Here is a 26,933-nt window from a genome sequence, read left to right on the forward strand (position 1 = left end):
CGGGGAGGGAACGGCGGCTCGTCTCGTGTCAGGCGAGGGTCAGCGCTGGACCTTGCCGGCCTTGAGGCAGGAGGTGCAGACGTTGAGACGCTTCGGGGTCGCACCCGCGACGCCCACCTTCGCACGCACGCGCTGGATGTTGGGGTTCCAGCGACGCTTCGTACGGCGGTGCGAGTGCGAGATGGAGTGGCCGAAGGACGGGCCCTTGCCGCAGACGTCGCAGTTGGCAGCCACGGGGAATCTCCTGTGTTCGTCAGTAACGTGAGTGATGCGCTCCGGCAGCCCACCTCGGAGAGGGGACACGGCGCCGGGCAACCGGTACAGAGTAGCCGAGGGCGCCCCGCGGGACCAAAACGGCCCGGCGGCCCTCCCCGTACCGCACGGTGCGACGCCGCTCCACTAACGTGACGCACGTGCTGGAGGTCCTGGACGCGAACTCGGTGCGCAGGTGGGTCGTCGTGACGCGCGCCGCGCTCGCGGCCCGTCGTGCCGAGATCGACGCGCTCAACGTCTACCCCGTGCCCGACGGCGACACCGGCACCAACATGTACCTGACCCTCGACCAGGCGCTCGACGTCGCCCGCTCGGAGCAGGAGGCCGCCGGGCTCACCGGGCAGCTGCCGCTCGCCGTCGAGTCCGCCGCCATCTCCCGCGCCGCGCTCATGTCGGCCCGCGGCAACTCCGGCGTCATCCTCAGCCAGCTCATCCGAGGCGTGAGCGAGGTCGTCGTCGCCGAGGGCCTCGACGAGGTCGACGTCACCGCCGTCGCCCGAGCGGTCTGCCAGGGCGCCCGGCGCGCCCGCGAGAGCGTCGTGCGGCCGCAGGAGGGGACGATCCTCAGCGTCGCGGACGCGACCGCCGCGGAGGTCACGCGGGTCGCTGAGGCCGGCGGCTCCCTCGGCGACCTGACCCGGGCCGCGGTCGAGGCCGCGCGCACCGCGCTCGCCCGCACCCCGGACCAGCTGCCGGTCCTGGCCGACGCGGGCGTCGTGGACGCCGGGGGCGCCGGGTACCTCCTCTTCGTCGAGGCGCTCGACCAGGTGGTGCGCGAGCAGGGCCCCGACAACCACTACGCGGTCGACGAGTTCACCCTCAACATCTCGCTCGAGCGGCGCGCCGAGTGGTCGCGCGAGCGCACCGAGGCCGTGACGGCGCCGGGCGGGTGCGAGGGCCCGGCCTACGAGGTCATGTACCTCGTGCACGACGTGGACGAAGGGGGCGTCGCCGCCCTGCGCGCCCGTCTCGACGGTCTCGGCGAGAGCGTCGTCGTCTCCACCGCCGAGGACGTCACCCACGTGCACGTCCACACGGACGACATCGGGGCCGTGCTCGAGGCGGGCCTGGCGCACGCCGCCCCGCAGCGCGTCGTCGTCACCCTGCTCGAGCCCGGCCACGGGCCGCCGCGCGCAGGGGTCTCGATCGTGGCCTGCGCCGCCGGCCCGGGCATCGCCGAGCTGCTCGAGCAGGCCGGCGCCGCGACCCTGCCGTCGGGCCCCGGTCGCCGGGCGTCGGCCGGCGAGATCGTCGCCGCGGTCCGCGCGGCGGGCACGGCCGAGGTCATCCTGCTGCCCAACGACCGCGACACCCGCATGGCCGCCGAGGCCGCCGCCCACGCCGCCTCGCAGGAGGGGCAGACCGTCCACGTCATCCCCTCCGCCACGGCGGTGCAGGGGCTCGCCGCGCTGGCCGTCTTCGATCCGGGGCTGCCGGCGCGGGCCAACGTGCTCGCCATGACGCACAGCGCTGCCGCCACCCGGCACGGCGCGGTGACGATCGCGGTCAAGGCCGGGCTGACCTCGGGTGGCCCGTGCGAGGTCGGCGACGTGCTCGGGGTGGTGAGCGGCGACATCACGATCGTCGGCTCCGACGTCGAGGAGGTCGCCACCCGGGTGCTGGAGACCCTGACCGGCCCCGGCGCCGACCTCGTGACGATGGTCACCGGCGAGGGCGCGCCCGAGGGCCTCACCGGCCGGCTCGAGCGGTGGCTGGTGGAGCACCGCGCCGGCGTCGAGGTCGAGCTCGTCGACGGGCGCCAGCCGCACTACCTGCTCCTCCTCGGGGCCGAGTAGTGGCGTCGGAGACCACCCGGCTCAAGGGGCTGCTCGGCGGCCAGGCCGCGAGCAAGCTGGCCAAGCACCGCGGGATCGAGACCGTGGGCGAGCTGCTCGACTTCTGGCCGCGCCGGTACCGCACCGCCGAGGCCGACCTCGGGCAGCCGCGCGTCGGGGACTTCCTCGTCGCGGTGGCCCGCGTCGAGCACGCCGAGACCCGCACGATGAAGTCGCGTCGGGGACGCATGCTCGAGGCGACGATCACGGACGGGCGCTCGCGCCTGCGGGTGACCTTCTTCGACGCCCGCGGCCACGAGCACAAGCTCGTCGCGGGGCGCGAGCTGCTCTTCGCGGGCACCGTGTCGGAGTACCGCAACGTGCGTCAGCTGGCCCACCCCGGCTACGCGACGCTCGAGGAGGCCGCGGCCCTGGGTGAGCTCGGCGACGCCGAGCACACCGGCCTCATCCCCATCTACCGGCACGTACCCGGTGTCCACCCGTGGACGATCACGCGCTGCGTGCGGCTCGTCCTGGGCCAGCTCGACGACGTCGTCGACGCCGTCCCCGAGCCCGTGCGGACCCGCCGCGGCCTGCTCGACCGGGGCGCCGCCCTTCGTGCCATCCACGCCCCCCGTGACCACGCCGAGGTCGCCGCCGGCAAGGCCCGGCTGCGCTACGAGGAGGCGCTCGTCCTGCAGTGCATCCTCGGGCAGCGTCGGCTCGCCGCGGCGGCCGTCGTCACCCGGGGACGGACGCCGCGCGAGGGCGGTCTCCTCGCCGCGTTCGACGACCGGCTGCCCTTCGAGCTCACCGAGGGCCAGCAGCAGGTCGGTCGCGAGATCCTCGACGAGATGGCCCGCCCCACCCCGATGCACCGCCTGCTGCAGGGCGAGGTCGGCTCCGGCAAGACGATCGTGGCCCTGCGCGCGATGCTCGCGGCGGTCGACGCCGGGGGACAGGCGGTGCTGCTCGCCCCCACCGAGGTCCTCGCGTCCCAGCACGCCACGTCGATCCGCGCGATGCTCGGTGACCTGGCCGACGGGGGGATGCTCGGAGGCGACGAGCACGCCACCCGCGTCGCGCTGCTCACCGGGTCGATGTCCACGGCCCGCCGCAAGCAGGCGATGCTCGAGATCGCCTCCGGGCAGGCGGGCATCGTCATCGGGACCCACGCGCTCCTCGAGGACAGGGTGACCTTCGCCGACCTCGCGCTCGTCGTCGTCGACGAGCAGCACCGCTTCGGCGTCGAGCAGCGTGATGCCCTGCGGGCGAAGGGGGTCACGCCCCCGCACCTGCTCGTCATGACCGCGACGCCGATCCCGAGGACGGTGGCGATGACCGTCTTCGGCGACATGGAGACCTCGACCCTGCGCGAGCTGCCGCGCGGCCGCCAGCCGATCACCACGCACGTCGTACCGACGCACAAGCCGGGGTGGGTCGAGCGCACCTGGCAGCGGGTGGCCGAGGAGGTCGCGGCCGGGCGGCAGGCCTACGTCGTCTGCCCCCGCATCGGCGGCGACGAGGGCGAGGAGGCCGACGGCGCGGACCTCGTCGCGGAGGAGTCGGTCGTCGACGACGAGCACGACGACGGCGAGCGCCTCGAGGGCGAGCGGCCCGAGCAGCGTCCGCTCGCCGCGGTCGAGGAGGTCATCGAGACGCTCCGGGCGACCCCGGCGCTGCAGGGGCTCCGGCTCGAGATGCTCCACGGCCGCATGGCACCGGAGGACAAGGACCGGGTCATGGCGCGCTTCCACGCGGGAGAGGTCGACGCCCTCGTCTCGACGACGGTCATCGAGGTCGGCGTCGACGTCCCCAACGCCTCGACGATGGTCATCCTCGACGCCGACCGCTTCGGCGTCTCCCAGCTGCACCAGCTGCGCGGCCGGGTCGGTCGTGGCGGGCACCCGGGCGTCTGCCTGCTCATGACGGGCTCGGACAGCGACTCCGCGATGGAACGGCTCACGGCCGTGGCCGGCTCGACCGACGGCTTCGAGCTCGCGCGCCTCGACCTCACCCAGCGCCGCGAGGGAGATGTCCTCGGGACCGCCCAGCACGGGGTGCGCAGCCAGCTGCAGCACCTGTCCGTCCTGCGCGACGAGACGATCATCGAGGAGGCCCGCGAGGACGCCCAGGAGCTGCTCGCCGAGGACCGCGACCTGGCCGGCCACCCCGACCTGCGGGCGACGATCGCGGACTGGCTGGACGCGGAGCAGGCGGCCTACCTCGAGAAGGGCTGAGGCCCGCCGTCGTGCTGGTTGGGCCGGGGCCGCGCCCATGGCGCATCATGGACCCGTGACTCGGATCATCAGCGGTGAGGCCGGCGGGCGACGACTGCGCACGCCCACGGGCGACGGCACCCGGCCCACGACCGACCGCGTGCGTGAGGCGCTCTTCAGCTCGCTCGAGGCGCGCGGCGTCATCGACGGCGCGCACGTCATGGACCTCTACGCCGGCTCCGGCGCCCTCGGTCTCGAGGCGGCCAGCAGGGGGGCGGCGAGCGTGCTGCTCGTCGAGTCCGACCGTGGCGCCTCGGCCACGATCCGGGCCAACATCTCCGACCTCGGGGTCGCGGGGGCGCGCCTGCAGTCGAGCACCGTCGAGCAGGCGCTCGACCGCCCGGCCTCGCTCCACTACGACCTCGTGCTCGCCGACCCGCCGTACGACGTCACCGAGGAGTCGCTGGCCGCGGTCCTCGAGATGCTGCTGACCCACCAGTGGCTCGCCCAGGAGCCGCTGATCGTCGTCGAGCGCTCCTCGCGCTCGCCCGAGCCGACGTGGCCGGACGGGATCGTCGCCGAGGACTCGAAGTCCTACGGTGAGACCGTCCTGTGGTTCGCGACGAGGGTCGCCCCCGACTACCAGATCTGAGCCGTCGCGCCGCCGGTGTGCCGGCACCCGGATCGGGTAGGAATGGTCCCATGAGTGACTACACCATCCCGCAGCCCACGTCCGGCGACATCGTCGACCTCATCTCGCAGGACCACCGCCTCCTCGAGGACCTCATGCGGGCCATGCGCGACGAGAGCGCGGACCGTGACGCCGCCCGCGTGGCCTTCTCCGACCTCCTCGTCGCGCACAGCGAGGCGGAGGAGGAGGCGGTCTACCCCAAGCTGAAGTCGAAGAAGGTCATCGACGGCGAGGAGGAGGAGCACGGCGAGGAGGAGCACGCCGCCACCAACGAGGCCCTGCTGAAGCTGCTCCAGGCCAAGGGCACGGACACGCAGAAGTTCGAGGACGCCCTCGAGGCCGTGGCCGAGGTACTCAACCACCACATCGGCGAGGAGGAGCTGTCGATCCTCAACCCCGCCCGTGAGGATGCGTCGCAGGACCTGCGCCAGCAGCTGGCGGAGACGTGGCTCGCCAAGCGCAACACCCTGCTCGAGTCCGGCGCCGGCTCGCTCGACAACGTCGAGAAGATCGTCAAGAAGGCCTACGACGACGGCCTGCTCCCGAACGACGAGCAGCCCTCCGAGTGACGCGGGCGGTCTGCCCCGGGTCCTACGACCCCGTCACCGTCGGTCACCTGGACGTCTTCGCGCGGGCCTCGACGCTCTTCGACGAGGTCGTCGTCGCGATCCTGCACAACCCGGCCAAGCAGGGGACCTTCACCGTCGACGAGCGGGTCGGCCTCATCCGTGACGAGGTGGCCCACCTGGGCAACGTGCGCGTGGAGGCCTTCGCCGACATGCTCGTCGTCGACGTGTGCACCCAGCTCGACGCCGGCGTGATGGTCAAGGGCCTGCGGGGCGAGATCGACTTCTCGTACGAGTGGCCGATGGCGCTGATGAACCGGCACCTCACCGAGGTCGAGACGCTCTTCCTGCCGGGCAACCCCCGGCACGAGCACATCTCGAGCTCGTTGGTGAAGGAGGTCGCGCGCTTCGGCGGGGACATCACCGGCCTCGTCCCCGAGGCCGTGCGCACCGGCCTCCTGGAGCGCCTGGCGCGGTCCTGAGGTCCCTCCCTTCGCGCCCGGACCACCGATGATCCGCCGGTTTGGGACGAAGGGGGATCCCCCGGTACTCTGGTGCGTCGGTCTACGTCGTCGTGTCGTGGGCCGTTCTCACGGAAACTGGAGCCATGAACCGCAACGCCCCCGCCTCGCCCTTGGTGCTCGACGCCAAGAACGTGGGCCGTCGTCCCGGGTCGATGCACGAAGTGGACCTCCAGGCCGAGGCGCCAGCCGATTTCGGCACGGACGTGCTGTCCATCCCGCAGGGCCAGCCGATGGACCTGCAGGTGCGGATGGAGTCAGTGCACGAGGGTGTCCTGGTGACGGGGACGGTCTCTGCCACGGCGGTCGGAGCCTGCGTGCGGTGCCTGGACGAGCTCGACCTGCGGGTCGACAACCACTTCCAGGAGCTGTTCGTCTGGCCGGATCGGGCGAAGCACCACCGCGAGGTGGATGCCGAGGCCGATGAGCAGGAAGAGCACCAGATCGAGGACGACCAGATCGACCTCGAACCGGTGCTGAGGGACGCGGTTCTGCCGAACCTGCCGTTCCAACCGGTGTGCCGGGACGACTGCCCGGGACTGTGCTCCGAGTGCGGAGCCAGGCTCGAGGACGACCCGGACCACCACCACGAGCTGATCGACCCCCGGTGGGCGTCCTTGGAGGCGCTCGCGCCTCTGGCCGCCCGGCCGGGGGATGAGGACAACGAAGAGAAGAGGAACTGACGTGGCCGTCCCGAAGCGGAAGCTGTCGCGCTCCAACACCCGTAGCCGCCGCGCGAACTGGAAGGCAACGCCCACCGCGCTGTCGACCTGCCCGCAGTGCAAGTCCCCGGCGCCGGCCCACCAGGCCTGCCCGTCGTGCGGTACCTACAAGGGTCGCTACTACGCGACCGCGGACCGTACCGAGCACCAGGCCTGAGTCCCCTGTCGCAATGAGCGACAGGACCTCGTCGCAGCAGCGGCCCGTCGAGGAGCTCTCCCAGTACCTCACCGAGGTGACCGGGGAGCCCGTCGACGAGCCGCTGCTCACGCGTGCCCTCACCCATCGGTCGTACTCGTACGAGCACGGCGGCCTGCCGCACAACGAGCGGCTGGAGTTCCTCGGGGACTCCGTGCTCGGGCTCGTCGTCACCGACCACCTGCACGAGAGCCATCCCGACCTCAGCGAGGGGGAGCTGGCCAAGCTGCGGGCGGCGGTCGTCAACATGCGGGCACTCGCCGACGTCGCGCGTGCCATCGACCTGGGTGACTACATCCTGCTCGGCCGCGGCGAGACGACCACCGGTGGGCGGGACAAGAACTCGATCCTCGCCGACACCGTCGAGGCGGTCATCGGCGCGGTCTACCTCTCGACCCCCAAGCCGGGCGGGCTCGACGCCGCCGGGCTGCTCGTGCACTCCCTGCTCGGCCCTCTCATGAAGCGCTCGGCCACCCTCGGCGCCGGGCTGGACTGGAAGACCTCGCTCCAGGAGGTCGCCGCCGGCCAAGGACTCGGCGGGGTCCTCTACCGCACGAGCGACGAGGGCCCGGACCACGACAAGACCTTCACCGCAGAGGCGGTCGTCGGCGACGAGGTCCGCGGTCACGGGACCGGCCGGACGAAGAAGGTCGCGGAGCAGCAGGCCGCGGCCGACGCCTACGCCACCCTGGTCGTGCACGAGCCGATGAACCCCGCCTGACGTGACCCGACGTGCCTGAGCTGCCCGAGGTCGAGGTCGTGCGACGAGGCCTCGCCGACCACGTGACGGGCCGGACCATCTCGACCGTCGTCCTGCACGGCCACCGGGTCGCGCGTCGTCACGCCCCCGGGCCGCAGGACCTGTCGGACCGGCTCGCGGGACGCACGGTCACCGGGGCGCACCGCCGCGGCAAGTACCTGTGGCTGTCCCTGGCGGACGCGCCGGACGCGGTGGCCGACGAGGCCCTGATCGTCCACCTCGGGATGAGCGGGCAGCTCCTCGTCACCGACCCGGCGGACGCGGAGGCCAGGCACACCCACGCGCGGGTCTCCTTCACCGACGGCGGTCGCGAGCTGCGCTTCGTCGACCAGCGGACCTTCGGCGGCTTCGCGCTCGCCGACCTCGTCGACGGGGTGCCGACGAGCGTCGCGCACATCGCGCGCGACCCTTTCGACCCCGGCTACGACCGGGACGCCGTCGTGCGCGACATCAAGGCACGCCGCAGCGGGATCAAGCGGGTCCTGCTCAACCAGACCGTCGTCTCGGGGATCGGCAACATCTACGCCGACGAGGCCCTGTGGCGCGCGCAGGTCCACGGGGAGCGCCTTGCCTCCGCGCTCACCAAGCCGACGATCGGCCGGCTGCTCGACCACGCCCGCGACGTGATGGCCGAGGCGCTGGGCCAGGGCGGGACGAGCTTCGACGCGCTCTACGTCAACGTGAACGGTGCCTCGGGGTACTTCGACCGCTCCCTCGCCGCCTACGGCCAGGAAGGCCGGCCGTGCCCGCGCTGCGGGAGCACCATGCGGCGGGAGCAGTTCATGAACCGCAGCTCGACGAGCTGCCCGCGCTGCCAGGTCCGGCCCCGCGGGCTCTGAGGCCGCTCAGGGGCGGGGGAGCTCCTTGAGCCGCACGGCCTTGCCGGTGTGCTTCTCGGACAGGTCGGCGAAGGCCTGGCGGATGGTCGCCGCGTAGGTGTGCGCGCCGCCGAGCGAGGGGTGGATGCCGTCGGCCTGCAGGTCCTGCGCGACGACCGCGGCGTCCCAGTCGGCGAGGGCGACGTTGGGGTGGGCGTCGGCGACCTCCTTCAGGGCGGCGTTGTCGTCGTCGATGCGCGAGAGCCGGTCGGCGTGCAGGTTGACGATGACGACCATGCGGTCCTCGCCGACCCGGTCGAGGATCCGCTCCAGGGTGGCGGTGTCGGTGCCGGCGTTGGTGCCGAAGGCGAGGACGACCGCGCGCCGCAGCGAGCTGCCGGCGGCGTCCACGGCCCTCAGGCCGTCGGTCCAGCGGCGGTTGGACCTGGCGTCGATCTGGATGCCGGGGAAGTAGTACTCCAGCGCCGGGACCGAGCCGACGACCATCGAGTCGCCGAAGACGTCGATCTCGTCCCCCTTCGGCATCGTGAAGCTCTTGGTCCCGCTGAAGGTCTTGACCGGCGCGGTCTGGCGCGGTGCGGAGGCCCGGGCCTGGTTGCGCTCGATCGTCTGCTGCGTCGTCGTGGTCTCCGGCGCGGTCACCAGGACGATCCCGAAGACCATCGCGGCCACGACCGCGACGCCGAGGACGACCTTGCGGCTGCGGGCGGAACGGAGGGAGAAGGCCCGCCCGATGCGACGGGCGGTGCCGCGGAAGCCGAGGCGGCGCACCGGCGTCTCGACGAAGCGGAAGGACAGGTCCGCGATCGCGAGCGTCACGACGACCGCCCACACGCGGGTCCAGACGAACTCCGAGGTGCCGGCGTTGGTCGGGATGTCCTGGGCGACGATGAGGATGACCGGCCAGTGCCACAGGTAGATGCCGTACGACCGCTGACCGATCCACGTCAGCGGCGGCAGCTCGAGCACGGTCCGCAGTCGGCCCGGTCGCTCGACGGCGGCGAGCAGCAGGATGGCACTGGCCACCGAGACGAGGGGGATGCCCAGGCGGAAGGTCCACGCGTGGTCCTCCCCGGCCACGGCGAGGAGCAGCGCGATCGTCGCGAACGACGCGCCCACGAGCCAGCCGCGACGGGCCCGCCACAGGGACGTCGTCGTGTAGGCGCGCAGGGGGCCGGTCCAGACGATCGCGAGCGCCGCCCCGAGCATGAGCCCGAAGAGGTGGGTGTGCGTGCCGTAGTACGCGACGGTCGGTGCCGCGGGGTCGAAGGTCACGGCCATGAGCAGCGCGGAGACCAGGCCGATACCGAGCACGAGGGTGGCCACGGCGCCCTCGGTGACGGCGAAGCGTCGGTGCACCCACATCAGGCCGAGCATGACGAGCGGCCAGAAGAGGTAGAACTGCTCCTCGACCGCGAGGCTCCAGAAGTTCATGAACAGCTGCGGTGAGGTCGCGGCGAAGTAGTTGCTGCCGCTCGCGATCTCGAGCCAGTTGGTCGAGAAGGTCAGGGCGCCGAGGGCCTGGCGGCGGATGCCGACGAGCAGGTCGGCCTCGACCGTGCGGGCGATGAGGATCGCGGCCGGCACGACGACGAGCAGGGCGGGGAGCAGGCGTCGGGCCCGGCGGGTCCAGAACCCGCGCAGGTCGACCCCGCCCGTGCTGCGGCGCTCGCGCACGAGGAGCGTCGTGATGAGGAAGCCCGAGATGACGAAGAAGATGTCGACGCCGAGGAAGCCGCCGGGCAGCCACGCGGGGTCGAGGTGGAAGACGAGCACGGAGATGATCGCCAGCGCCCGGAGGCCGTCCAGGCCCGCCAGGTGGCCACGCCGGGACCGTCCCGGGGCCGTCGGTGCGGCGGGGAGGAGCGCGGCGGGTGCCGAAGCGCGTGGCGCGTCGGTGGCAGTTGGCTGACCCACGGTGTCGACGCTAGGCACTCCGGGGCCTCCGGTGGGGGAGGCGCACCGTGGACGGGTAGGTTTCGCGCCCATGAGTGGTGTGGCGCGTGCGACGTGGTTCGTCCGGGGACGGGTGCAGGGAGTGGGCTTCCGCTGGTGGACCCGCGCCCGGGCGCTCGAGCTGGGGCTGGTCGGACACGCCCGCAACACCGACGACGGGCGGGTCGAGGTGGTGGCGGAGGGGCCCCCTTCGTCCCTCGACGCGTTGGACGCGCTGCTGCGCGAGGAGCCCTCGACCGCCCGCCGGCCCGGCGCCGTCACCTCCGTCGTGCGGCAGGAGGGAGCGGCGAAGGGGGACATCGCCGGCTTCGTCGAGAAGTGAGATCGCCTCGGGGCCACCACGCCGCGTGACCTAGCCTTGACCGGGTGAGCGAGACACCCCCCGAGCTGCTGCGGCTGCGCCAGTCCATCGACAACATCGACGCGGCGCTGGTCCACCTGCTGGCCGAGAGGTTCAAGGCGACGCAGCGGGTCGGCGTCCTCAAGGCCGAGCTGGCCCTGCCGCCGGCCGACCCGGCGCGCGAGGAGCGCCAGATCGCCCGCCTGCGTGACCTCGCGGACGACGCCGGGCTCGACCCGGTCTTCGCGGAGAAGTTCCTCAACTTCGTCATCGCCGAGGTCATCCACCACCACGAGCAGATCGCCAGCCAGCAGGCGACGAGCGGGCAGGAGCCCCGATGATCGAGCTGAAGACCCCTGACGAGGTCGAGGCGATGCGCCCGGCCGGTCGCCTGGTGCGCGACGTGCTCCAGCGGCTCACCGAGGTCGCCGAGGTCGGCACCAACCTGCTCGAGCTCGACGCGGTCGCGCACGAGATGATCCGCGCCGCCGGCGGCACCTCCTGCTACATCGACTACCACCCCTCCTTCGGCGCGTCCCCCTTCGGCAAGGTGCTGTGCACGTCGGTCAACGACGCGGTCCTCCACGGCCTGCCCCACGACTACCGGCTGCGCGACGGCGACCTGCTGTCCGTCGACTTCGCCGTCTCCGTGGACAACTGGGTGTGCGACGCGGCCCGCTCCTTCGTCGTCGGGACGCCCGACCCGGAGGACCTGCGCCTCATCGACACCACCGAGCGCGCGCTCGCCGCAGCCATCGAGGTCGCCCGGCCCGGCCACAAGATCGGTGACATCAGCGCCGCCATCGCGGCCGTCGCTCGGGCCGAGGGCTACTCGATCAACACGCAGTTCGGCGGCCACGGCGTCGGCCGCGAGATGCACGGCGACCCGCACGTGAGCAACGACGGCCGCCCGGGACGCGGCATCCCCCTTCGTCCCGGCCTGACGATCGCCATCGAGCCGTGGTTCCTCGCCACGACCGACGAGATCTACACCGACCCCGACGGCTGGACCCTCCGCAGCGCGGACGGTTCCCGCGGCGCGCACAGCGAGCACACCGTCGCCATCACCGACGGGGACCCGATCGTCCTCACCGCCTGAGTCATGACCCGCGCGTGAGCACCGGCGCCGGTCCGAGCCGGAGCCGACCCCGCGGGGAGCCGGCGAAGTAGAGTGGCCCGAATCCACCCGTCGGCCCGAGGAGCGCCTCGCTCGTGTACGTCAAGAGCCTCACCCTCAAGGGCTTCAAGTCGTTCGCCTCGGCGACGCACCTGCGGCTCGAGCCGGGGATCACGTGCATCGTCGGGCCGAACGGCTCCGGCAAGTCCAATGTCGTGGACGCGCTCGCCTGGGTGATGGGGGAGCAGGGGGCGAAGTCGCTGCGCGGCGGCAAGATGGAGGACGTCATCTTCGCCGGGACGACCGGCCGGGCGGCGCTGGGTCGCGCCGAGGTGACGATGACGATCGACAACACCGACGGTGCGCTGCCGATCGACTACACCGAGGTGACGATCAGCCGGACGATGTTCCGCAACGGCGGCTCGGAGTACGCGATCAACGGCACGTCGTGCCGACTGCTCGACGTCCAGGAGCTGCTCTCCGACTCGGGCATCGGTCGTGAGATGCACGTCATCGTCGGCCAGGGCCAGCTCGACGCGGTGCTGCGCGCGACGCCGGAGGAACGCCGGGGGTTCATCGAGGAGGCCGCCGGGGTCCTCAAGCACCGCAAGCGCAAGGAAAAGGCGATCCGCAAGCTCGAGGGGATGGAGGCCAACCTCTCCCGGGTCGCCGACCTGACGACCGAGATCCGCCGCCAGCTCGGGCCGCTCGGGCGCCAGGCCGAGACCGCCCGCAAGGCGGCCGTCATCCAGGCCGACGCCCGGGACGCCCGGCACCGCTTGCTCGCCGACGACCTCGTGCGGATGACCTCGGCCCTGCAGCAGGAGGTCGCCGACGAGCAGGCGATGCTCGAGCGCCGCAAGGGCCTCGAGCAGGCCGTGCTCGCCGCCCGCGCCCGGATCACCGAGCACGAGGAGGCCGGTGCCTCCGCCGCCGCCGAGCTCGCTGCCGCGCAGCAGCGCGCCGTGCGCCTCGCCTCGCTCACCGACCGACTCTCCGCCACCGCCTCCCTGGCCGCCGAGCGGGTGCGCCTGCTCGGGCAGGACGAGCAGGAGGAGACGACGAGCGGGCGCGACCCCGAGGCCCTGCGCGCCCAGGCCGCCCAGGCCCGCGGCGACGAGGAGGCGCTGCGCGCCGAGGTCGCCGCGATCACCGAGCAGCTCGCCGCGGCCGTCGCCGCGCGCGAGGCCGCCGAGCAGGCCCACGCCGCGGAGCAGCGGCGGATCGCCACCCTCGCCCAGCGGGCGGCCGACCGCCGCGAGGGCCTCGCCCGGCTCGCCGGCCAGGTGGGCGCCCGGCGCTCCCGCGTCGAGGCCCGCGAGGCAGAGGTCGGGCGCCTCGAGGAGGTCGTCGCGACCGCCCTGGCCCGGGCCGACGAGGCCGAGCGCGAGTTCACCCGCCTCGAGGGCACGATCGCGGACGAGGAAGGGAGCGAGGAGAGCCTGGACGAGGTCTACGAGCGCGCCGCCGACGCCCACGACGCGGCCGCCCAGGAGGTCGAGCGCATCGTCGAGGCCGGCCGGGCCGCCGAGCGCGAGCGCGACTCCGCCCGTGCCCGTCTCGAGGCCCTCGAGATGAGTCTGCGTCGCAAGGACGGCGTGGAGTCGCTGCGCGAGGCCGCGGACGCCGACCACGAGATCATCGGCTCGGTCGCCGAGCTCGTCACCGTGACCGGGGGCCACGAGGCGGCCGTCGCCGCGGCCCTCGACCAGGCCGGCAACGCGCTCGCGGTCGGCAGCGTCGACGCCGCCGCCCGCGCGGTCGAGCGCCTGCGCACCGACGACGCGGGTCGCGCGACGCTCGTCGTCGGTGCGACCGCCCGCCCCTCCGACCGGGCCGGCTGGCCGGCCCTGCCGGACCACGCGGTCTGGGCGCTCGACGTCGTCGAGGCCCCCGACGGGGTCCGCCCCGCCGTCGAGCAGGTGCTCGAGCGTGTCGCCCTCGTGCCCGACACCCCGAGCGCCCTCGCCCTCGTCGACGAGCTGGGCCACCTCACCGCGGTCACCAGCGACGGGGACGTCTACGGGCCGGGGTTCGTGCGCGGGGGGTCGAGCGCCGCGCCGAGCCTGCTCGAGCTGCAGGCCGCCGTCGACGAGACCCGCGCGACGCTCGAGGACGCCACCCGCCGCAGCGAGGAGGCGACCTTCGCCCTGACCACCGCGCGGGCCGTGCTCGCCGAACGGGTCGAGGGGCGCGACGCGGCGATGGAGGCCCTCCACGAGTCCGACGCGCGCATGGCCGCGGTCGCCGAGCAGCTCGGTGGGCTCGGCACGACGACCCGTACCGCTCGGGCCGAGGCCGAGCGCACCCGCACGAAGATCGCCGAGGTCACCACGGCCCTGGAGGCCGATCGCACCGAGCTCGCCGAGCTCGAGCAGCGCCTCGAGGACGCGTCCGCCGCGCCCGCCGAGGACGACGCCGAGGAGGTCACCGACGACCGTGAGCGTCTCGAGCTCGAGGCCCGCGCGGCCCGGACCGCCGAGACCGAGGTGCGTCTCGCCCTTCGCACCAAGGAGGAGCGCGCCCGCTCGCTCCACGGCCGGGCCGAGTCGCTCGAGGGCGCCGCCCGCAACGAGATCGCCGCCCGTGAGCGCCTGCGGGCGCGAAGGGAGCGTCGCCGCCGGGAGGCCGAGGTCGCCGCCGCCGTCGAGACCGCCGCGCGCTGGTCCGGCGAGCGCATCGCGGCCGCCGCCCGGGTCGCGGCCGAGCAGCGCGACGCGGGGGAGTCCGCCCGCACCGAGCGCGACGAGGCCCTGCGGGTGCTGCGGACAGAGCTGGCCGAGCAGCAGGACGCGCTGCGCGAGCTGACCGACGAGGTCCACCGCGACGAGGTCGCGCGGGCCCAGCAGATCGCGCGGATCGAGCAGCTGCAGGCCAAGGCGATCGAGGAGCTCGGCGTCGACCCCGACGTGCTCATGGAGGAGTTCGGCCCGCACCGCCTGGTCCCGCACGTCGCGGGACCCGACGAGGACCCGGAGTCAGAGGACTTCCCCGACCCGCAGCCCTACGTCCGCGAGGTCCAGGAGAAGCGCCTGCGCACCGCCGAGCGCGGCCTGAAGGCCCTGGGCAAGGTCAACCCGCTGGCGCTCGAGGAGTTCGCGGCGCTCGAGGAGCGGCACACCTTCCTCTCGACCCAGCTGGAGGACCTGCGCCAGTCCAGGAAGGACCTCCTGGACATCGTCGCGGAGATCGACGAGCGGGTGGAGCAGGTCTTCTCCGAGGCCTTCGCCGACACCGCCGAGCAGTTCGAGGGCGTCTTCTCCCGCCTCTTCCCCGGGGGCGAGGGGAGGCTGCTCCTCACGGACCCGGCCAACATGCTCACGACGGGCATCGAGGTCGAGGCCCGCCCGCCGGGCAAGAAGGTCAAGCGCCTGTCGCTGCTCTCCGGTGGTGAGCGCTCCCTCGTCGCCGTCGCCCTGCTCGTGTCGATCTTCAAGGCCCGGCCCTCGCCCTTCTACATCATGGACGAGGTCGAGGCCGCCCTCGACGACACCAACCTCGGGCGCCTGATCATGCTCTTCGAGGAGCTGCGCGACTCCAGCCAGCTGATCGTCATCACCCACCAGAAGAAGACGATGGAGGTCGCCGACGCCCTCTACGGCGTCTCGATGCGCGGCGACGGGATCACCACTGTCGTGAGCCAGCGCCTGCGCGACGTGGCCCCCGCGGGCGAGCAGCAGCCGGCCTGACCCCCTTTGCCCCGGTCCGTGCGGCGGGTCGGGTTGAGACGCCGCGCCGCCCGGGAGACGATGGGCCCCATGACCGCCATGATCGTGGGCCTGCTGATCTGCCTCGCCCTGTCCCTCGCCGTGATGGCGATCGTCGCCCTGCCCGCCCGACGCGAGGGCCGCGAGATCCTCACGGCTCGCGGGGAGCGGGTCGTGGTCAAGGTCCGCGAGAGCGCCGACGGGGCCGCGAGCAGCGCCTCGAGCCTCATCTCCAGCGCCGCGCCCGGCAAGCGCAAGGCCTCATGAGCGCCGCACCCGAGGACGTCCCGGCCTTCCGCGGGCCGGTGGACCCACGGGTGCGTCCGCAGGACGACCTCTTCGGGCACGTCAACAACCACTGGCTGCAGGCCGTGCAGATCCCGTCCGACCGCGGTCGGTACGGGGTCTTCGACGTGCTGCGCGAGCAGGCCGAGGAGGACGTCCGCGTGCTCATCGAGGAGGTGAGCGCCGGCGTCGAGTCCGGCGAGCTGGCCGCCGACGACGTCGCGGGCAAGGTCGGTGCGCTCTACCGCTCCTTCCTCGACGAGGCGCGCGCCGACGAGCTCGGGGTCGAGCCGATCCGCGACCTGCTCGAGAGCGTCGACACCGCCACGAGCATCCCGGACCTCGTCGCCCTCACCGGGCGCCTCGGGCGCGAGGGCGTGAGCGGGTTCGTCCTCCCCTTCGTCAACACCGACGACAAGGACTCCTCGCGCTACGTCGTCTACCTCGAGCAGGGCGGCCTGGGCCTGCCCGACGAGTCCTACTACCGCGAGGAGCAGCACGCGCCGATCCTCGCGGCCTACCGTGACCACGTCGCGCGGCTCCTCACCCTCGCGACCGGTCTCGACGACGAGACCGCGGCACGGACCGCCGAGCGGGTCGTCGACCTCGAGACCCGGCTCGCCGAGAGCCACTGGGACCGCGTCGCCAACCGCGACCCGGTGAAGACCTACACGCTCGTCGACGCGGCCGGCCTCACCGAGCTCGCGCCCGCCGTCGACTGGGCTGCGTGGGCGCGCGGCCTGGGGGCAGGCGCCCCCTTCGACGAGGTCGTCGTGCGCCAGCCCGACTTCCTCCGCGGCCTCACCGCGGCCCTCGACGACGTCGACCTGGCCACCTGGCAGGACTGGCTGCGGGTACGCATCGTCCAGTCCCACGCCGCCTACCTCGACGCGCGGATCGTCGAGGCGGAGTTCGACTTCGTCGGCCGGACCCTCTCCGGCATCCCGGAGCAGCGCGCCCGCTGGAAGCGCGGGGTCTCGCTCGTCGACGCCTCCCTCGGCGAGGCCGTCGGCGAGCTCTACGTCGCCCGCCACTTCCCGCCGGCCGCCCGCGAGCGGATGGCCGAGCTCGTCGACCACCTCGTCGAGGCCTTCCGTCGCTCCTTCGAGGCGTCGACGTGGATGGGCGAGGGGACGAAGGGGGAGGCCCGCGCCAAGCTCGACGCCTTCACCCCCAAGGTCGGTCACCCGCAGCGGTGGCGCGACTACTCCGCGCTCGAGATCCGCGAGGACGACCTGGTGGGCAACGTGCGACGCGTCGCGGCCTTCGAGGTCGACCGCCAGCTCGCCAAGCTCGGCGGGCCGGTCGACCGGGACGAGTGGTTCCTCACGCCCCAGACGGTCAACGCGTACTACAACCCCGGCCTCAACGAGATCGTCTTCCCGGCGGCGATCCTCCAGCCGCCCTTCTTCGACGCCGAGGGCGAGGACGCCGACAACTACGGCGGCATCGGCGCGGTCATCGGCCACGAGATCGGGCACGGCTTCGACGACGCCGGCTCGACCTTCGACGGGCAGGGCAACCTGCGTGACTGGTGGACCGCGTCCGACCGCGAGGCCTTCGACGAGCGTCGTGAGGCGCTCATCGCGCAGTTCGACGCGTACACGACCCGCCACGCGCCGGGCCACACCGTCAACGGCGCCCTGACCGTCGGCGAGAACATCGGCGACATCGGCGGGCTGGCCATCGGGCACGCGGCCTACCGCATCGCGGTCGGCGACGAGGTCGCGCAGCAGGTGGGCGAGGACGGACTGACCGGCGACCAACGCTTCTTCAACAACTGGGCCCGCGTGTGGTGCGGCGACGCCCGCACCGAGGAGGCTGTGCGCCTGCTCGCCGTGGACCCGCACAGCCCGCAGGACGTGCGGGGCAACGCCGTGCGCAACATCGACGCCTTCCACGAGGCCTACGGCACCCGCGAGGGCGACGGCATGTGGCTCGCGCCCGAGCAGCGGGTGACGCTCTTCTGACCGGGCCCCGCGACCGCAACGCCGAGGGACGGGCCGAGCAGGCCCGTCCCCGAGACGGGCTGGGGCGACCGCTCCCGTACGGCAGCCCGGGCGCCGAGCGGGTCGAGGCGCGCGAGCGCACGCCCGACGAGGCGCTCGCCGAGGCCCAGGAGTGGCTCGACCGGGGCATGCCCTTCCACGCCCACGAGGTCCTCGAGGAGCAGTGGAAGTCCGCGCCCGAGCCGGAGCGCGCCCTCTGGCAGGGCCTGGCCCAGCTCGCCGTCGGCCTGACGCACCAGCGCCGCGGCAACCGGCGCGGCGCCACCACCGTCACGACGCGAGGCGCTGACGCCATCGAGCGCTACGTCGCCATCGCCCCGCACGGGATCGACGTCGCCGGGCTGCTCGTCTGGGCACGCGCCCTCGCGGCCCGTCCGGAGGAGACGGTGCCGGTGCCCTCCCTTCGCTCCTGACGGGTTCTGCGCGACCGGCCGAGGCTGCGAAGATGTCCCCGTGATGGGTATCGACACACTGACCGAGTACATCGCCGTCGCCGTCGGCCTGCTGGTCGTCCTCGGCGGGCTGATCGCCGCCTTCCTGCGCGGTGGCGGCGGCAGGACCAAGGAGCTGCCGCCGGAGCAGCGTCCGCCGGAGCGGCCGAAGGGCAGCGCGGACCACCGCAGCGGGTCGATCGTCCTCGACCGCCCGAGCGAGCACGCCAAGGCGCAGGCACCCCCCACGAAGGGGGACGAGGCGCCCGTCGACGAGCCCGCCGAGGCACCCGCCCCCGAGCCGGCTGCGGACGAGCCGGCCGCCGCCGAGCCGGCCGCGGACGAGGACTTCACCCCCCTGCGCCCCGACGCCGACGTCGAGCGGGCCCGCACGGCCCCGCCGGCCGCGACCCCCGAGCCGACGCTGGAGCCGGAGGTCACGGTCCCGGAGCCGGAGGCCGCCGCGGTCGAGCCCGAGATCGAGACCCCGGCGCCGACCCGCGACCGGATGCGGGCGCTGCGCTCGCGACTGGCCCGCTCCAACGGTGCCATCGGCAAGGGCCTGCTCGCGCTGCTGTCGCAGGGCCGGCTCAGCGAGGAGGACTGGGAGGAGGTCGAGGACACGCTGCTGGCGGCGGACCTCGGTCTGGAGCCGACCACCGAGCTCGTCGACTCGCTGCGCGAGCACGTCTCCGTCGACGGGACGACCGACCCCGAGATCGCCAAGGACTGGCTCTACCAGGACCTCCTCGCGCTCGTCGACCCGAGCATGGACCGGGGTCTCGCGGCCTCACGCGTCGACGGCCGCCCCGCGTGCATCCTCGTCGTCGGCGTCAACGGCACGGGCAAGACGACGACCGTCGGCAAGCTCGCCCGCGTGCTGGTCGCCAACGACCGGGACGTGATCCTCGGGGCGGCGGACACCTTCCGCGCGGCCGCCGCCGACCAGCTCGAGACCTGGGGTGCCCGCGTCGGGGTCCCCACCGTGCGCAGCGACCGGGAGGGCGCCGACCCCGCGGCGGTCGCCTTCGACGCCGTCAAGGCCGCGGCCGACACCGAGGTGGACGTCGTGATCATCGACACCGCCGGTCGGCTGCACAACAAGGTCGGCCTCATGGACGAGCTGGCCAAGGTCAAGCGCGTCATCGAGAAGCAGACCCCGATCGACGAGGTCCTGCTCGTCCTCGACGCGACCACCGGCCAGAACGGCCTGGCCCAGGCCAAGGTCTTCTCCGAGGCCGTCGACGTCACCGGCGTCGTGCTCACCAAGCTCGACGGCACCGCCAAGGGCGGCATCGTCGTCGCCGTGCAGCGCACCCTCGGGGTGCCGGTCAAGCTCGTCGGGCTCGGTGAGGGACCGGACGACCTGGCGCCCTTCGTGCCGGAGGCCTTCGTCGACGCGATCGTCGGCTGACCCCTCCCGCGCACGACGCAGGCCCCGACCGTCACGGTCGGGGCCTGCGTCGTGCCGCGCTCAGCCCAGCGTCTGGTTGAAGGTCAGGTAGTAGCGCAGCTGCGTGCTCGTGCTGACCGCCCACGCGGTCTCGACGGTGACGGTCGAGCGGCGGGTGCTGCTGCCGGGGACGGGCGCGGTGCAGGAGGTCGTGCGGCCCGCGACGAGCACGAGCGGGGACGAGCAGGAGATCTCGGACCGGGTGTGCCCGTACTGGCTCATGCCCCGGGCGATCTGCCCCTCGAGGTCGTCCGCCGAGAGCGTCCGGCTCGTGTCGGTGTTGGCGGTCGAGCCGGCCGGTGTGGGCGGGATCGACTGCGTCGGGGCGCTCGTCGGACCCGTCGTGGCCGTGCTCGACGGGTCCGTCGTCGACGGCACGGTGGGCGTGGTCGTGCTCGACGGGTCCGTCGTGGGCGGCTCGGTCGTCGGCGGCTCCGTCGTGGGCGGCTCGGTCGTCGGCGTCTCGGTCACGGTCTGCGCCGTCGAGGTCACGTCGCGGTCGGACAGCGTGTACAGGCCGATGCCGCCGCACAGGCAGAAGACGAGGAGGAGGGCGATGCCACCCACGATCCACGCCCAGAGGGGGACCCCGCCCTTCTTCGGCGGTCCGTAGCCGGGCGGTCCGTAGCCGGGCGGCCCGTAGCCGGGGGGCCCGTAGCCGGTCGGGCCCTGACCGGGAGTGCCGTACGGGTAGCCACCGGGCCGTCCGGGGCCGGGAGGTGGTGTCGTCATGGGTGCCCCTGCTCGGGTGACGGGAGGGCGCACGCCGGCGTGCCCCCGGGGAACATGTGTCGGTGTGCCGCGACCCACCGGTAGGCCCGGGCCGACAGGCGGCGCAGCCCGGGAGCGTCGACGAGGTGCCCGAGCGGCCGGCCCCACCAGCGTCCCGCGCGCAGCAGCGCGGCGACGGCCGCGTGGCCGGAGACGACACGTCCCTCGGCGTCGACCCACTGCAGGGCCTCCACGCACTGCTGCCGGGTCAGCCCGAGGGCCGCGAGGTCGAGGTGCTGGCTGGCGGCGATGTCGAAGTCCGCGGGGGAGCGGCGCACGTGGCGCTCGGCGAAGGCGGCCGACGTCGTGCACATCCCGCAGTCACCATCGAAGACGAGGACCGGACGCATGGGCCTCACCCTAGACCGGTACCCGGCGCCTCCCTCCGCCGAAGACGACCGGGGCGGTGTTTACATGACCGTCACGACCGTGAGCCGGTCGCAACATGATCGAAACGCTCGTCCGCGCCTGTTGAAACATCGGGGCACGACGCTGTCGCCCATGACCACAGCACTCGTGCCGCTCGCGGCCGACCCCCCTGCCATCGACTCGTCCGCGACGGCCTTCATGATCATCTGCGCAGCCCTCGTGCTGCTGATGACCCCCGGCCTCGCCCTCTTCTACGGCGGCATGACCCGCGCCAAGTCCGTGCTCAACATGATGATGATGAGCTTCGGCGCCATGGGCGCCGCAGGCGTCGTCTACGTCCTGTGGGGCTACTCGATGTCCTTCGGCGGCTCCGACATCGGCGGCGTCCTGGCCGACCCCTTCGAGAAGTTCGGGCTCCGCGGCGTCGCGAGCACCCTCGAGGGCGTGACCGGCACGGTCGGCGCCGACGGGATGCCCGTCATCGACGTCTTCGGTGCCGACGTGTGGATCCCCGAGGTCCTCTTCGCCGGCTTCCAGCTGACCTTCGCGATCATCACCGTCGCGCTCATCAGCGGCGCCGTCGCCGACCGCGTGAAGTTCTCGACGTGGATGGTCTTCGTGCCCGTGTGGCTCACGGTCGTCTACTTCCCGATCGCCCACATGGTGTGGGGCGGCGGGCTGCTCTCCGCGGCCGAGCACAGCCTCTCCTCCTGGATCTTCGGGGTGGCCGACGGCGCCGCCGCGGTCGCTCCCATCGACTTCGCCGGCGGCACGGTCGTCCACATCAACGCCGGCACCGCCGGTCTCGTCCTGGCCCTCGTCGTCGGCAAGCGGCTCGGCTTCGGCCGGACCGCGATGCGCCCGCACAACGTGCCGCTCGTCATGATCGGCGCCGGCCTGCTGTGGTTCGGCTGGTTCGGCTTCAACGCCGGCTCCGAGCTCGCGGCCGACGGCGTCGCCAGCCTCGTCTGGGTCAACACCACCGCCGCGACCGCGGCCGCCATCCTCGGCTGGTTGCTCGTGGAGAAGATCCGCGACGGGCACGCCACCTCCATCGGTGCCGCCTCCGGGGTCGTCGCCGGACTCGTCGCCATCACCCCCGCGTGCGGCGCCCTCTCGCCCGTCGGCTCGCTCGTCCTCGGCGCCGTCGCCGGCGGGCTCGCCGCCCTCGCCGTCGGGCTGAAGTACCGCTTCGGCTACGACGACTCGCTCGACGTCGTGGGTGTCCACCTCGTCGCCGGCCTGTGGGGCACCGTCGGTGCCGGCCTGCTCGCCACCGGCTCCGGCCTCTTCTACGGGGGCGGCGTGCAGCAGACCGTCCTCCAGGTCGTCGTCGCCCTCGTCAGCCTCGTCGTCTCGGCTGTCCTGACCTGGGTCATCGCCATGGCGCTCAAGCTCACGATGGGCTGGCGCGTCGACGAGGAGGACGAGGTCGCCGGCATCGACGCCGCCGAGCACGCCGAGTCCGCCTACGACCTCGTCGCCCGGGGAGGTCGCCTGGGCGTCACGTCCAGCGGCGCCCAGCACGATGCCCGTCACCACGAGGAGACCACCGAAGGAGCCCGAGCATGAAGCTCGTCACCGCCATCATCAAGCCCCACCAGATCGACGACGTGAAGGAGTCGCTCGAGGCCTTCGGCATCACCGGGATGACGGTGAGCGAGGCGAGCGGCTACGGCCGCCAGCGTGGGCACAGCGAGGTCTTCCGCGGTGCGGAGTACACCGTCGACTTCGTGCCGAAGATCCGCCTCGAGGTCCTCGTCGAGGACGTCGACGTCCAGTCGGTCGTCTCCGTCGTCGTCGCCGCCGCCCGCACCGGTCGCATCGGTGACGGCAAGGTCTGGGTGACCCCGGTCGAGGACGTCGTGCGCGTGCGCACCGGGGAGAAGGGCGTCGAGGCCATCTGAGCCTCGTCACCCCATGACCCGCCCCGTGCCCGACATGCGCGCCGTGCGCCTCGACCTCGCCGGCACCCGGGAGTTCACCGCTCCCGGGGCCGGCGCGGTCCGGCGTGCGGCCATCACCGCCGCCACCCGCACGTGGCTCGCCGAGCTCCACGCGGCCGCCGTCGGCGACCGCGAGGGGATCGCCCTGGCTGCCGTCGGGTCCCTCGGCCGTGGGTGGTCGGGTCCCCTGAGCGACCTCGACCTCGTGCTCGTGCACGACGGGCGCAGCGTCGCCGCCGGGGACCTCGCCGGCGCGGCGGAGCGGCTCTGGTACCCGATCTGGGACTCCGGCCTGGCCCTCGACCACTCCGTCCGCTCGGCCGCCCAGTGCCGCGCCGTCGCCCGCGACGACCTCTCGGCCGCCGTCGGCCTCCTCGACATCACGCACGTCGCCGGCGACGAGGACCTGGTCGCCGGCGTGCGCTCCACCGTCGCCCACGACTGGCGGGCCGGTGCCCGCACCCGGTTGCCGCATTTCCTCGAGTCGGTGCGGGCCCGGCACCATCGCCACGGGGACCTCGGCCAGCAGATCGAACCCGACCTCAAGGAGGCCCTCGGCGGGATCCGCGACGTCACCGTGCTCCACGCCCTGACCCGGGCCTGGCTCACCGACCGTCCCCACGGCGCGGTCGACCCGGCGCTCGGGCGGCTGCTCGACGTGCGCGACGCCCTGCACGTCGTGAGCGGCCGGGGTCGCGACCGGCTGCTGCGCGAGGAGCACGACGCCGTCGCCGCGCTGCTCGGCCTGCCGGACGCCGACGAGCTGCTCACCCTCGTCTCGACCTCGGCCCGCACCATCGCGTGGGCCCTCGGGTCGACGATGCGGCGGGCCGGCCAGAGCCAGCGGGCCCGCACCCTGCGGGTCGGACCACGACGTCCCGCGATGTCACCGCTCGGGCACGGACTCTTCGCCCACGACGGCGAGGCCGTCCTCGGCTCGACCCGCCTGGTCGCCAGCGACCCCACACTGCCGCTGCGCGCCGCAGTCGCCGCCGCCCGCAACCGGCTGCCCCTGGCGCCGCAGACCCTCACCAACCTCGCCACCTGCCCCGACCTGCCGAGCCCGTGGGACCGGCACGCGCTGGACCTGCTCACCGACCTGCTCGCCTTCGGACCGGGCCTCGAGACGGTCTGGGAGGGGCTCGACCAGGCCGGCGTGGTCGAGCGGTGGCTGCCCGAGTGGACCGCCGTGCGCTCCCGGCCCCAGCGCAACCCGGTGCACCGGCACACCGTCGACCGGCACCTGCTCGAGACCGTGGCGCAGGCGGTCGCGCTCACCCGCGACGTCGCCCGGCCCGACCTGCTGCTCCTGGCCGCCCTCCTGCACGACATCGGCAAGGTCGCCGGCGCGAGGGACCACTCGCGCACCGGCGCCGGGATCGCCGAGCGCGTGCTCGCGCGGTGGGGCCTGCCCGACCCCGACCGGGAGGTCGTCGTGCTCCTCGTGCGCGAGCACCTCACCCTCGTCGAGACCGCGACGCGCCGGGACCTCGCCGAGCCGGCCACCGCGGCGAGCGTGTGCGAGCTCGTCGGGCAGGACGCGTCGACCTTCGAGCTGCTGCGGGCCCTCACCATCGCCGACGCCCGCGCCGCCGGCCCCAAGGCGTGGACCGACTGGCGCGCCAGCCTGCTCGACACCCTCACCGGCCAGGTGCGGGCCCTGCTCACCGGCAACGCGCCGCCCGTCCCGCCCCTCGCGCCCGCGCCGCAGGTCGATGACGCTGCCCTCGGGGACGTCGTCGCCGGGCGACCGCACGTGCGGGTCGAGCCGGGGCCCGGGGGATGGACCGTCACCGTGCACGCACAGGACCGGGTGGGCCTCTTCGCCGACACCGCGGGCCTCCTCGCCGCCCACGGCATGACGGTGCGACGGGCCCGGCTGGCGACCGTCGACGGCATCGCCGTGGACGAGTGGTTCGTCGAGTCGCCGGGCGGCGACCCCCCCGAACCCCTGCGCGTCACCGCGGGACTGCTCCGGCTGGGCGCCGGCGACCGCGCCGCGCTCGGCTCGCTCGCACGCCGCCGGGCGGTCGCCGGGGCGACCGCCGCCGGCGGGACGCGGGCCTTCGTGCTCCCGGGCGTCGGCGGCGGGGCCACCGTCATCGAGGTGCGTTCGCAGGACCGCCCCGGGCTGCTCCACGACATCGGCGTCGCGCTCGCAGGCCAGGACGTGGCCGTGCGGTCGGCGCACATCTCCACCTTCGCCGGCCAGACCCTGGACACCTTCTACGTGACCGGCCGCGATGGACGGGCGCTCGGCCCGGCGGCCGTGGCCCGCCTCCTCGCGACGGTGATCGACGCCTGCGACGGCGCGTGATCCTCCCTTCGCCGGGCGAGGACGAAGGGAGGGGACGCGGGCAAGTACCCTAGGCCGGGTGTTCACCAGCCTGTCCGACCGCCTGACCGCGACGTTCAAGAACCTCCGCGGCAAGGGGCGCCTGTCCGAGTCCGACGTCAACAAGACCGTCCGGGACATCCGAATGGCGCTCATCGACGCCGACGTGGCCCTGCCCGTCGTCAAGGAGTTCACCTCCGCGGTGCGCGAGCGCGCCACCGGCGCGGAGGTGAGCGGGGCGCTCAACCCGGCCCAGCAGGTCATCAAGATCGTCAACGAAGAGCTCGTGACGATCCTCGGCGGCAACACCCGCACGATCCAGTTCGCCAAGCGCCCGCCGACGGTCATCATGCTCGCCGGCCTCCAGGGCTCCGGCAAGACGACCTTCGCGGGCAAGCTCGGCGCCTGGCTCAAGGAGCAGGGGCACACCCCGATCCTCGTCGCGGCCGACCTGCAGCGACCCAATGCCGTCACCCAGCTCGAGGTCACCGGCCAGCGCGCCGGGCTCCCGGTCTTCGCCCCGGAGCGCGGCAACACCGGCGGCCACGATGCCGTCCTCGAGTCGGGGGAGGGCACCCGCTCCTTCGGTGACCCGGTCGTCGTCAGCCGCGCGGGCATCGCCCACGCCCAGAGCCAGCAGCACGACGTCGTCATCGTCGACACCGCCGGCCGTCTCGCCGTCGACGCCGAGCTGATGCAGCAGGCCGCGGACATCCGCGCCGCGGTCCAGCCCGACGAGGTCCTCTTCGTCATCGACGCGATGATCGGCCAGGCCGCGGTCGAGACCGCCCGCGCCTTCGCCGAGGGCGTCGACTTCACCGGTGTCGTCCTGTCCAAGCTCGACGGTGACGCCCGCGGTGGCGCCGCCCTGTCGGTGGCCGGCACGACCGGCCGACCGATCATGTTCGCCTCGACCGGCGAGCAGACCCGCGACATCGAGGTCTTCCACCCCGACCGCATGGCCAGCCGCATCCTCGACATGGGTGACGTCCTCACCCTCATCGAGCAGGCCGAGCGCGCCTTCGACCAGGGCCAGGCCGAGGAGATGCAGCGCAAGTTCCTCGCCGAGGAGGACTTCACCTTCAACGACTTCCTCGAGCAGATGTCGGCCATCAAGCGCATGGGCTCGCTGAAGTCGATGCTCAAGATGATGCCGGGCATGGGCCAGATGTCCGCCCAGCTCGACGCGCTCGACGAGCGCGAGTTCGACCGGGTCGAGGCCATGGTCCGCTCGATGACCCCCTTCGAGCGGACGCACCCCAAGCAGATCAACGGCTCGCGCCGCTCGCGCATCGCCAAGGGCTCCGGCGTCACCGTCTCCGAGGTCAACCAGCTGCTCGAGCGCTTCACCCAGGCGCAGAAGATGATGAAGCAGCTCGCCCGCGGCGGCGGCATGCCGGGGATGCCCGGCCTGCCCGGTGGCGGTGGCGGCGCCCGCAAGAAGCAGGCCAAGCAGGTCAAGAAGAAGGGCAAGTCGGGCAACCCCGCCAAGCGCGCCCAGCAGGAGCGCGAGGCGGCCGAGCGCTCTGCCAGCCGTCCGGCCGGCTCCGCCTTCGGCGGGCAGGGCGGTCAGGACCCCGTCGACCCGGCGAACCTCGACCCCAACCAGCTGCCCAAGGGCTTCGAGAAGTTCCTCGGCGGCCAGTGACCAC

The 26,933-nt window shown here is 73.4% G+C and carries 25 protein-coding genes; 21 read left to right on the forward strand and 4 right to left on the reverse strand.

The features are described 5' to 3' along the window. Positions 1-39 precede the first annotated feature (39 nt). Complete coding sequence (gene rpmB / locus ABC138_RS00595) at positions 40-234, reverse strand: 50S ribosomal protein L28 (protein ID WP_068325185.1); 195 nt, start codon at positions 232-234, stop codon at positions 40-42. Positions 235-413: 179 nt separating this feature from the next. Between rpmB and ABC138_RS00600 the strand changes: the two genes are divergently transcribed. From ABC138_RS00600 to mutM, 9 genes are all read left to right on the forward strand, one after another. After that, positions 414-2,069 carry a DAK2 domain-containing protein gene (locus tag ABC138_RS00600; RefSeq protein WP_345912440.1) on the forward strand — a complete coding sequence of 552 codons (1,656 nt, stop codon included), beginning with the start codon at positions 414-416 and terminating at the stop codon, positions 2,067-2,069. Further along, entirely contained in the window at positions 2,069-4,288 is a 2,220-nt protein-coding gene (locus ABC138_RS00605) for an ATP-dependent DNA helicase RecG (protein ID WP_345912441.1), read from the forward strand. Before ABC138_RS00600 ends, ABC138_RS00605 begins: the two co-directional genes overlap by 1 nt. 55 nt (positions 4,289-4,343) lie before the next feature. Next, entirely contained in the window at positions 4,344-4,919 is a 576-nt protein-coding gene (gene rsmD / locus ABC138_RS00610) for a 16S rRNA (guanine(966)-N(2))-methyltransferase RsmD (protein ID WP_068325182.1), read from the forward strand. 50 nt (positions 4,920-4,969) lie between these two features. Further along, positions 4,970-5,527: a hemerythrin domain-containing protein gene (locus tag ABC138_RS00615; RefSeq protein ID WP_068325181.1), complete on the forward strand. Its 558-nt coding sequence runs from the start codon at positions 4,970-4,972 to the stop codon at positions 5,525-5,527. After that, the gene (gene coaD / locus ABC138_RS00620; protein ID WP_068325180.1) at positions 5,524-6,006 is read left to right on the forward strand and encodes a pantetheine-phosphate adenylyltransferase; all 483 of its coding nucleotides are present in this window, start codon (positions 5,524-5,526) and stop codon (positions 6,004-6,006) included. Before ABC138_RS00615 ends, coaD begins: the two co-directional genes overlap by 4 nt. Positions 6,007-6,200: 194 nt before the next feature. Then, on the forward strand, positions 6,201-6,728 hold the full coding sequence (locus ABC138_RS00625; protein ID WP_082807591.1) for a YceD family protein: 528 nt from the start codon (positions 6,201-6,203) through the stop codon (positions 6,726-6,728). Between the two features lies 1 nt (position 6,729). Then, positions 6,730-6,924, forward strand: a complete 195-nt coding sequence (gene rpmF, locus ABC138_RS00630; protein WP_068325178.1) for a 50S ribosomal protein L32 — start codon at positions 6,730-6,732, stop codon at positions 6,922-6,924. Positions 6,925-6,937: 13 nt separating this feature from the next. Continuing rightward, positions 6,938-7,684: a ribonuclease III gene (gene rnc / locus ABC138_RS00635; protein ID WP_068325177.1), complete on the forward strand. Its 747-nt coding sequence runs from the start codon at positions 6,938-6,940 to the stop codon at positions 7,682-7,684. Positions 7,685-7,695: 11 nt separating this feature from the next. Beyond that, positions 7,696-8,562, forward strand: coding sequence for a bifunctional DNA-formamidopyrimidine glycosylase/DNA-(apurinic or apyrimidinic site) lyase (mutM, locus tag ABC138_RS00640; RefSeq protein ID WP_068325176.1), 867 nt, complete (start codon positions 7,696-7,698; stop codon positions 8,560-8,562). A 6-nt stretch (positions 8,563-8,568) separates the two neighbouring features. Here mutM and ABC138_RS00645 read toward each other — a convergent pair whose 3' ends face one another. Further along, positions 8,569-10,479 (reverse strand): acyltransferase family protein, encoded by a 1,911-nt coding sequence (locus ABC138_RS00645; protein ID WP_338538415.1) that lies wholly within the window; start codon positions 10,477-10,479, stop codon positions 8,569-8,571. Positions 10,480-10,549: 70 nt separating this feature from the next. Here ABC138_RS00645 and ABC138_RS00650 point away from each other — a divergent pair, with 70 nt between their 5' ends. The 8 genes from ABC138_RS00650 to ftsY all read left to right on the forward strand — a co-directional run bounded on the left by ABC138_RS00650 (position 10,550) and on the right by ftsY (position 19,821). Then, on the forward strand, positions 10,550-10,840 hold the full coding sequence (locus ABC138_RS00650; protein WP_068325174.1) for an acylphosphatase: 291 nt from the start codon (positions 10,550-10,552) through the stop codon (positions 10,838-10,840). Between the two features lie 44 nt (positions 10,841-10,884). Next, the gene (locus tag ABC138_RS00655; protein WP_068325173.1) at positions 10,885-11,199 is read left to right on the forward strand and encodes a chorismate mutase; all 315 of its coding nucleotides are present in this window, start codon (positions 10,885-10,887) and stop codon (positions 11,197-11,199) included. Continuing rightward, entirely contained in the window at positions 11,196-11,957 is a 762-nt protein-coding gene (map, locus tag ABC138_RS00660; RefSeq protein WP_068325172.1) for a type I methionyl aminopeptidase, read from the forward strand. The genes ABC138_RS00655 and map overlap by 4 nt, the downstream gene beginning before the upstream one ends. 113 nt (positions 11,958-12,070) lie before the next feature. Next, positions 12,071-15,664 carry a chromosome segregation protein SMC gene (gene smc / locus ABC138_RS00665; RefSeq protein WP_345912444.1) on the forward strand — a complete coding sequence of 1,198 codons (3,594 nt, stop codon included), beginning with the start codon at positions 12,071-12,073 and terminating at the stop codon, positions 15,662-15,664. 69 nt (positions 15,665-15,733) lie between these two features. Next, the gene (locus ABC138_RS00670; protein WP_170307463.1) at positions 15,734-15,949 is read left to right on the forward strand and encodes a hypothetical protein; all 216 of its coding nucleotides are present in this window, start codon (positions 15,734-15,736) and stop codon (positions 15,947-15,949) included. After that, positions 15,946-17,937, forward strand: a complete 1,992-nt coding sequence (locus ABC138_RS00675) for a M13 family metallopeptidase (RefSeq protein ID WP_068422407.1) — start codon at positions 15,946-15,948, stop codon at positions 17,935-17,937. The genes ABC138_RS00670 and ABC138_RS00675 overlap by 4 nt, the downstream gene beginning before the upstream one ends. Then, the gene (locus tag ABC138_RS00680) at positions 17,901-18,389 is read left to right on the forward strand and encodes a DUF309 domain-containing protein (RefSeq protein ID WP_082807551.1); all 489 of its coding nucleotides are present in this window, start codon (positions 17,901-17,903) and stop codon (positions 18,387-18,389) included. The genes ABC138_RS00675 and ABC138_RS00680 overlap by 37 nt, the downstream gene beginning before the upstream one ends. Positions 18,390-18,432: 43 nt before the next feature. Then, positions 18,433-19,821, forward strand: coding sequence for a signal recognition particle-docking protein FtsY (ftsY, locus tag ABC138_RS00685; RefSeq protein ID WP_068422404.1), 1,389 nt, complete (start codon positions 18,433-18,435; stop codon positions 19,819-19,821). 60 nt (positions 19,822-19,881) lie between these two features. Here ftsY and ABC138_RS00690 read toward each other — a convergent pair whose 3' ends face one another. Further along, positions 19,882-20,592 (reverse strand): DUF4333 domain-containing protein, encoded by a 711-nt coding sequence (locus ABC138_RS00690; protein ID WP_082807550.1) that lies wholly within the window; start codon positions 20,590-20,592, stop codon positions 19,882-19,884. Continuing rightward, complete coding sequence (locus ABC138_RS00695) at positions 20,589-20,981, reverse strand: DUF393 domain-containing protein (RefSeq protein ID WP_068325167.1); 393 nt, start codon at positions 20,979-20,981, stop codon at positions 20,589-20,591. Before ABC138_RS00695 ends, ABC138_RS00690 begins: the two co-directional genes overlap by 4 nt. A gap of 151 nt (positions 20,982-21,132) precedes the next feature. Here ABC138_RS00695 and ABC138_RS00700 point away from each other — a divergent pair, with 151 nt between their 5' ends. From ABC138_RS00700 to ffh, 4 genes are read left to right on the forward strand one after another with little or no spacing between them, the layout of a single operon-like run. Then, complete coding sequence (locus ABC138_RS00700) at positions 21,133-22,572, forward strand: ammonium transporter (protein ID WP_068325166.1); 1,440 nt, start codon at positions 21,133-21,135, stop codon at positions 22,570-22,572. Then, positions 22,569-22,907 (forward strand): P-II family nitrogen regulator, encoded by a 339-nt coding sequence (locus ABC138_RS00705; protein ID WP_068325165.1) that lies wholly within the window; start codon positions 22,569-22,571, stop codon positions 22,905-22,907. The genes ABC138_RS00700 and ABC138_RS00705 overlap by 4 nt, the downstream gene beginning before the upstream one ends. 13 nt (positions 22,908-22,920) lie before the next feature. Then, complete coding sequence (locus ABC138_RS00710; RefSeq protein ID WP_345912445.1) at positions 22,921-25,263, forward strand: [protein-PII] uridylyltransferase; 2,343 nt, start codon at positions 22,921-22,923, stop codon at positions 25,261-25,263. A 58-nt stretch (positions 25,264-25,321) separates the two neighbouring features. After that, positions 25,322-26,929, forward strand: a complete 1,608-nt coding sequence (gene ffh / locus ABC138_RS00715) for a signal recognition particle protein (protein WP_345912446.1) — start codon at positions 25,322-25,324, stop codon at positions 26,927-26,929. The last annotated feature ends 4 nt before the right edge of the window (positions 26,930-26,933 follow it).

It is taken from the genome of Janibacter sp. LM, from assembly GCF_039631275.1.
Lineage (GTDB): Bacteria > Actinomycetota > Actinomycetes > Actinomycetales > Dermatophilaceae > Janibacter > Janibacter terrae.

Coding starts and splice junctions, on each gene's coding strand:
- ABC138_RS00670 (WP_170307463.1), top strand. CDS start 15,734: ATGACCGCCATGATCGTGGGCCTGCTGATCTGCCTCGCCCTGTCCCTC.
- rnc (WP_068325177.1), top strand. CDS start 6,938: ATGAGCGACAGGACCTCGTCGCAGCAGCGGCCCGTCGAGGAGCTCTCC.
- ABC138_RS00625 (WP_082807591.1), top strand. CDS start 6,201: ATGCACGAAGTGGACCTCCAGGCCGAGGCGCCAGCCGATTTCGGCACG.
- ABC138_RS00690 (WP_082807550.1), bottom strand. CDS start 20,592: ATGACGACACCACCTCCCGGCCCCGGACGGCCCGGTGGCTACCCGTAC.
- ABC138_RS00650 (WP_068325174.1), top strand. CDS start 10,550: ATGAGTGGTGTGGCGCGTGCGACGTGGTTCGTCCGGGGACGGGTGCAG.
- ABC138_RS00615 (WP_068325181.1), top strand. CDS start 4,970: ATGAGTGACTACACCATCCCGCAGCCCACGTCCGGCGACATCGTCGAC.
- ABC138_RS00700 (WP_068325166.1), top strand. CDS start 21,133: ATGACCACAGCACTCGTGCCGCTCGCGGCCGACCCCCCTGCCATCGAC.
- ABC138_RS00675 (WP_068422407.1), top strand. CDS start 15,946: ATGAGCGCCGCACCCGAGGACGTCCCGGCCTTCCGCGGGCCGGTGGAC.
- ABC138_RS00695 (WP_068325167.1), bottom strand. CDS start 20,981: ATGCGTCCGGTCCTCGTCTTCGATGGTGACTGCGGGATGTGCACGACG.
- ABC138_RS00705 (WP_068325165.1), top strand. CDS start 22,569: ATGAAGCTCGTCACCGCCATCATCAAGCCCCACCAGATCGACGACGTG.
- ABC138_RS00710 (WP_345912445.1), top strand. CDS start 22,921: ATGACCCGCCCCGTGCCCGACATGCGCGCCGTGCGCCTCGACCTCGCC.
- ftsY (WP_068422404.1), top strand. CDS start 18,433: ATGGGTATCGACACACTGACCGAGTACATCGCCGTCGCCGTCGGCCTG.
- map (WP_068325172.1), top strand. CDS start 11,196: ATGATCGAGCTGAAGACCCCTGACGAGGTCGAGGCGATGCGCCCGGCC.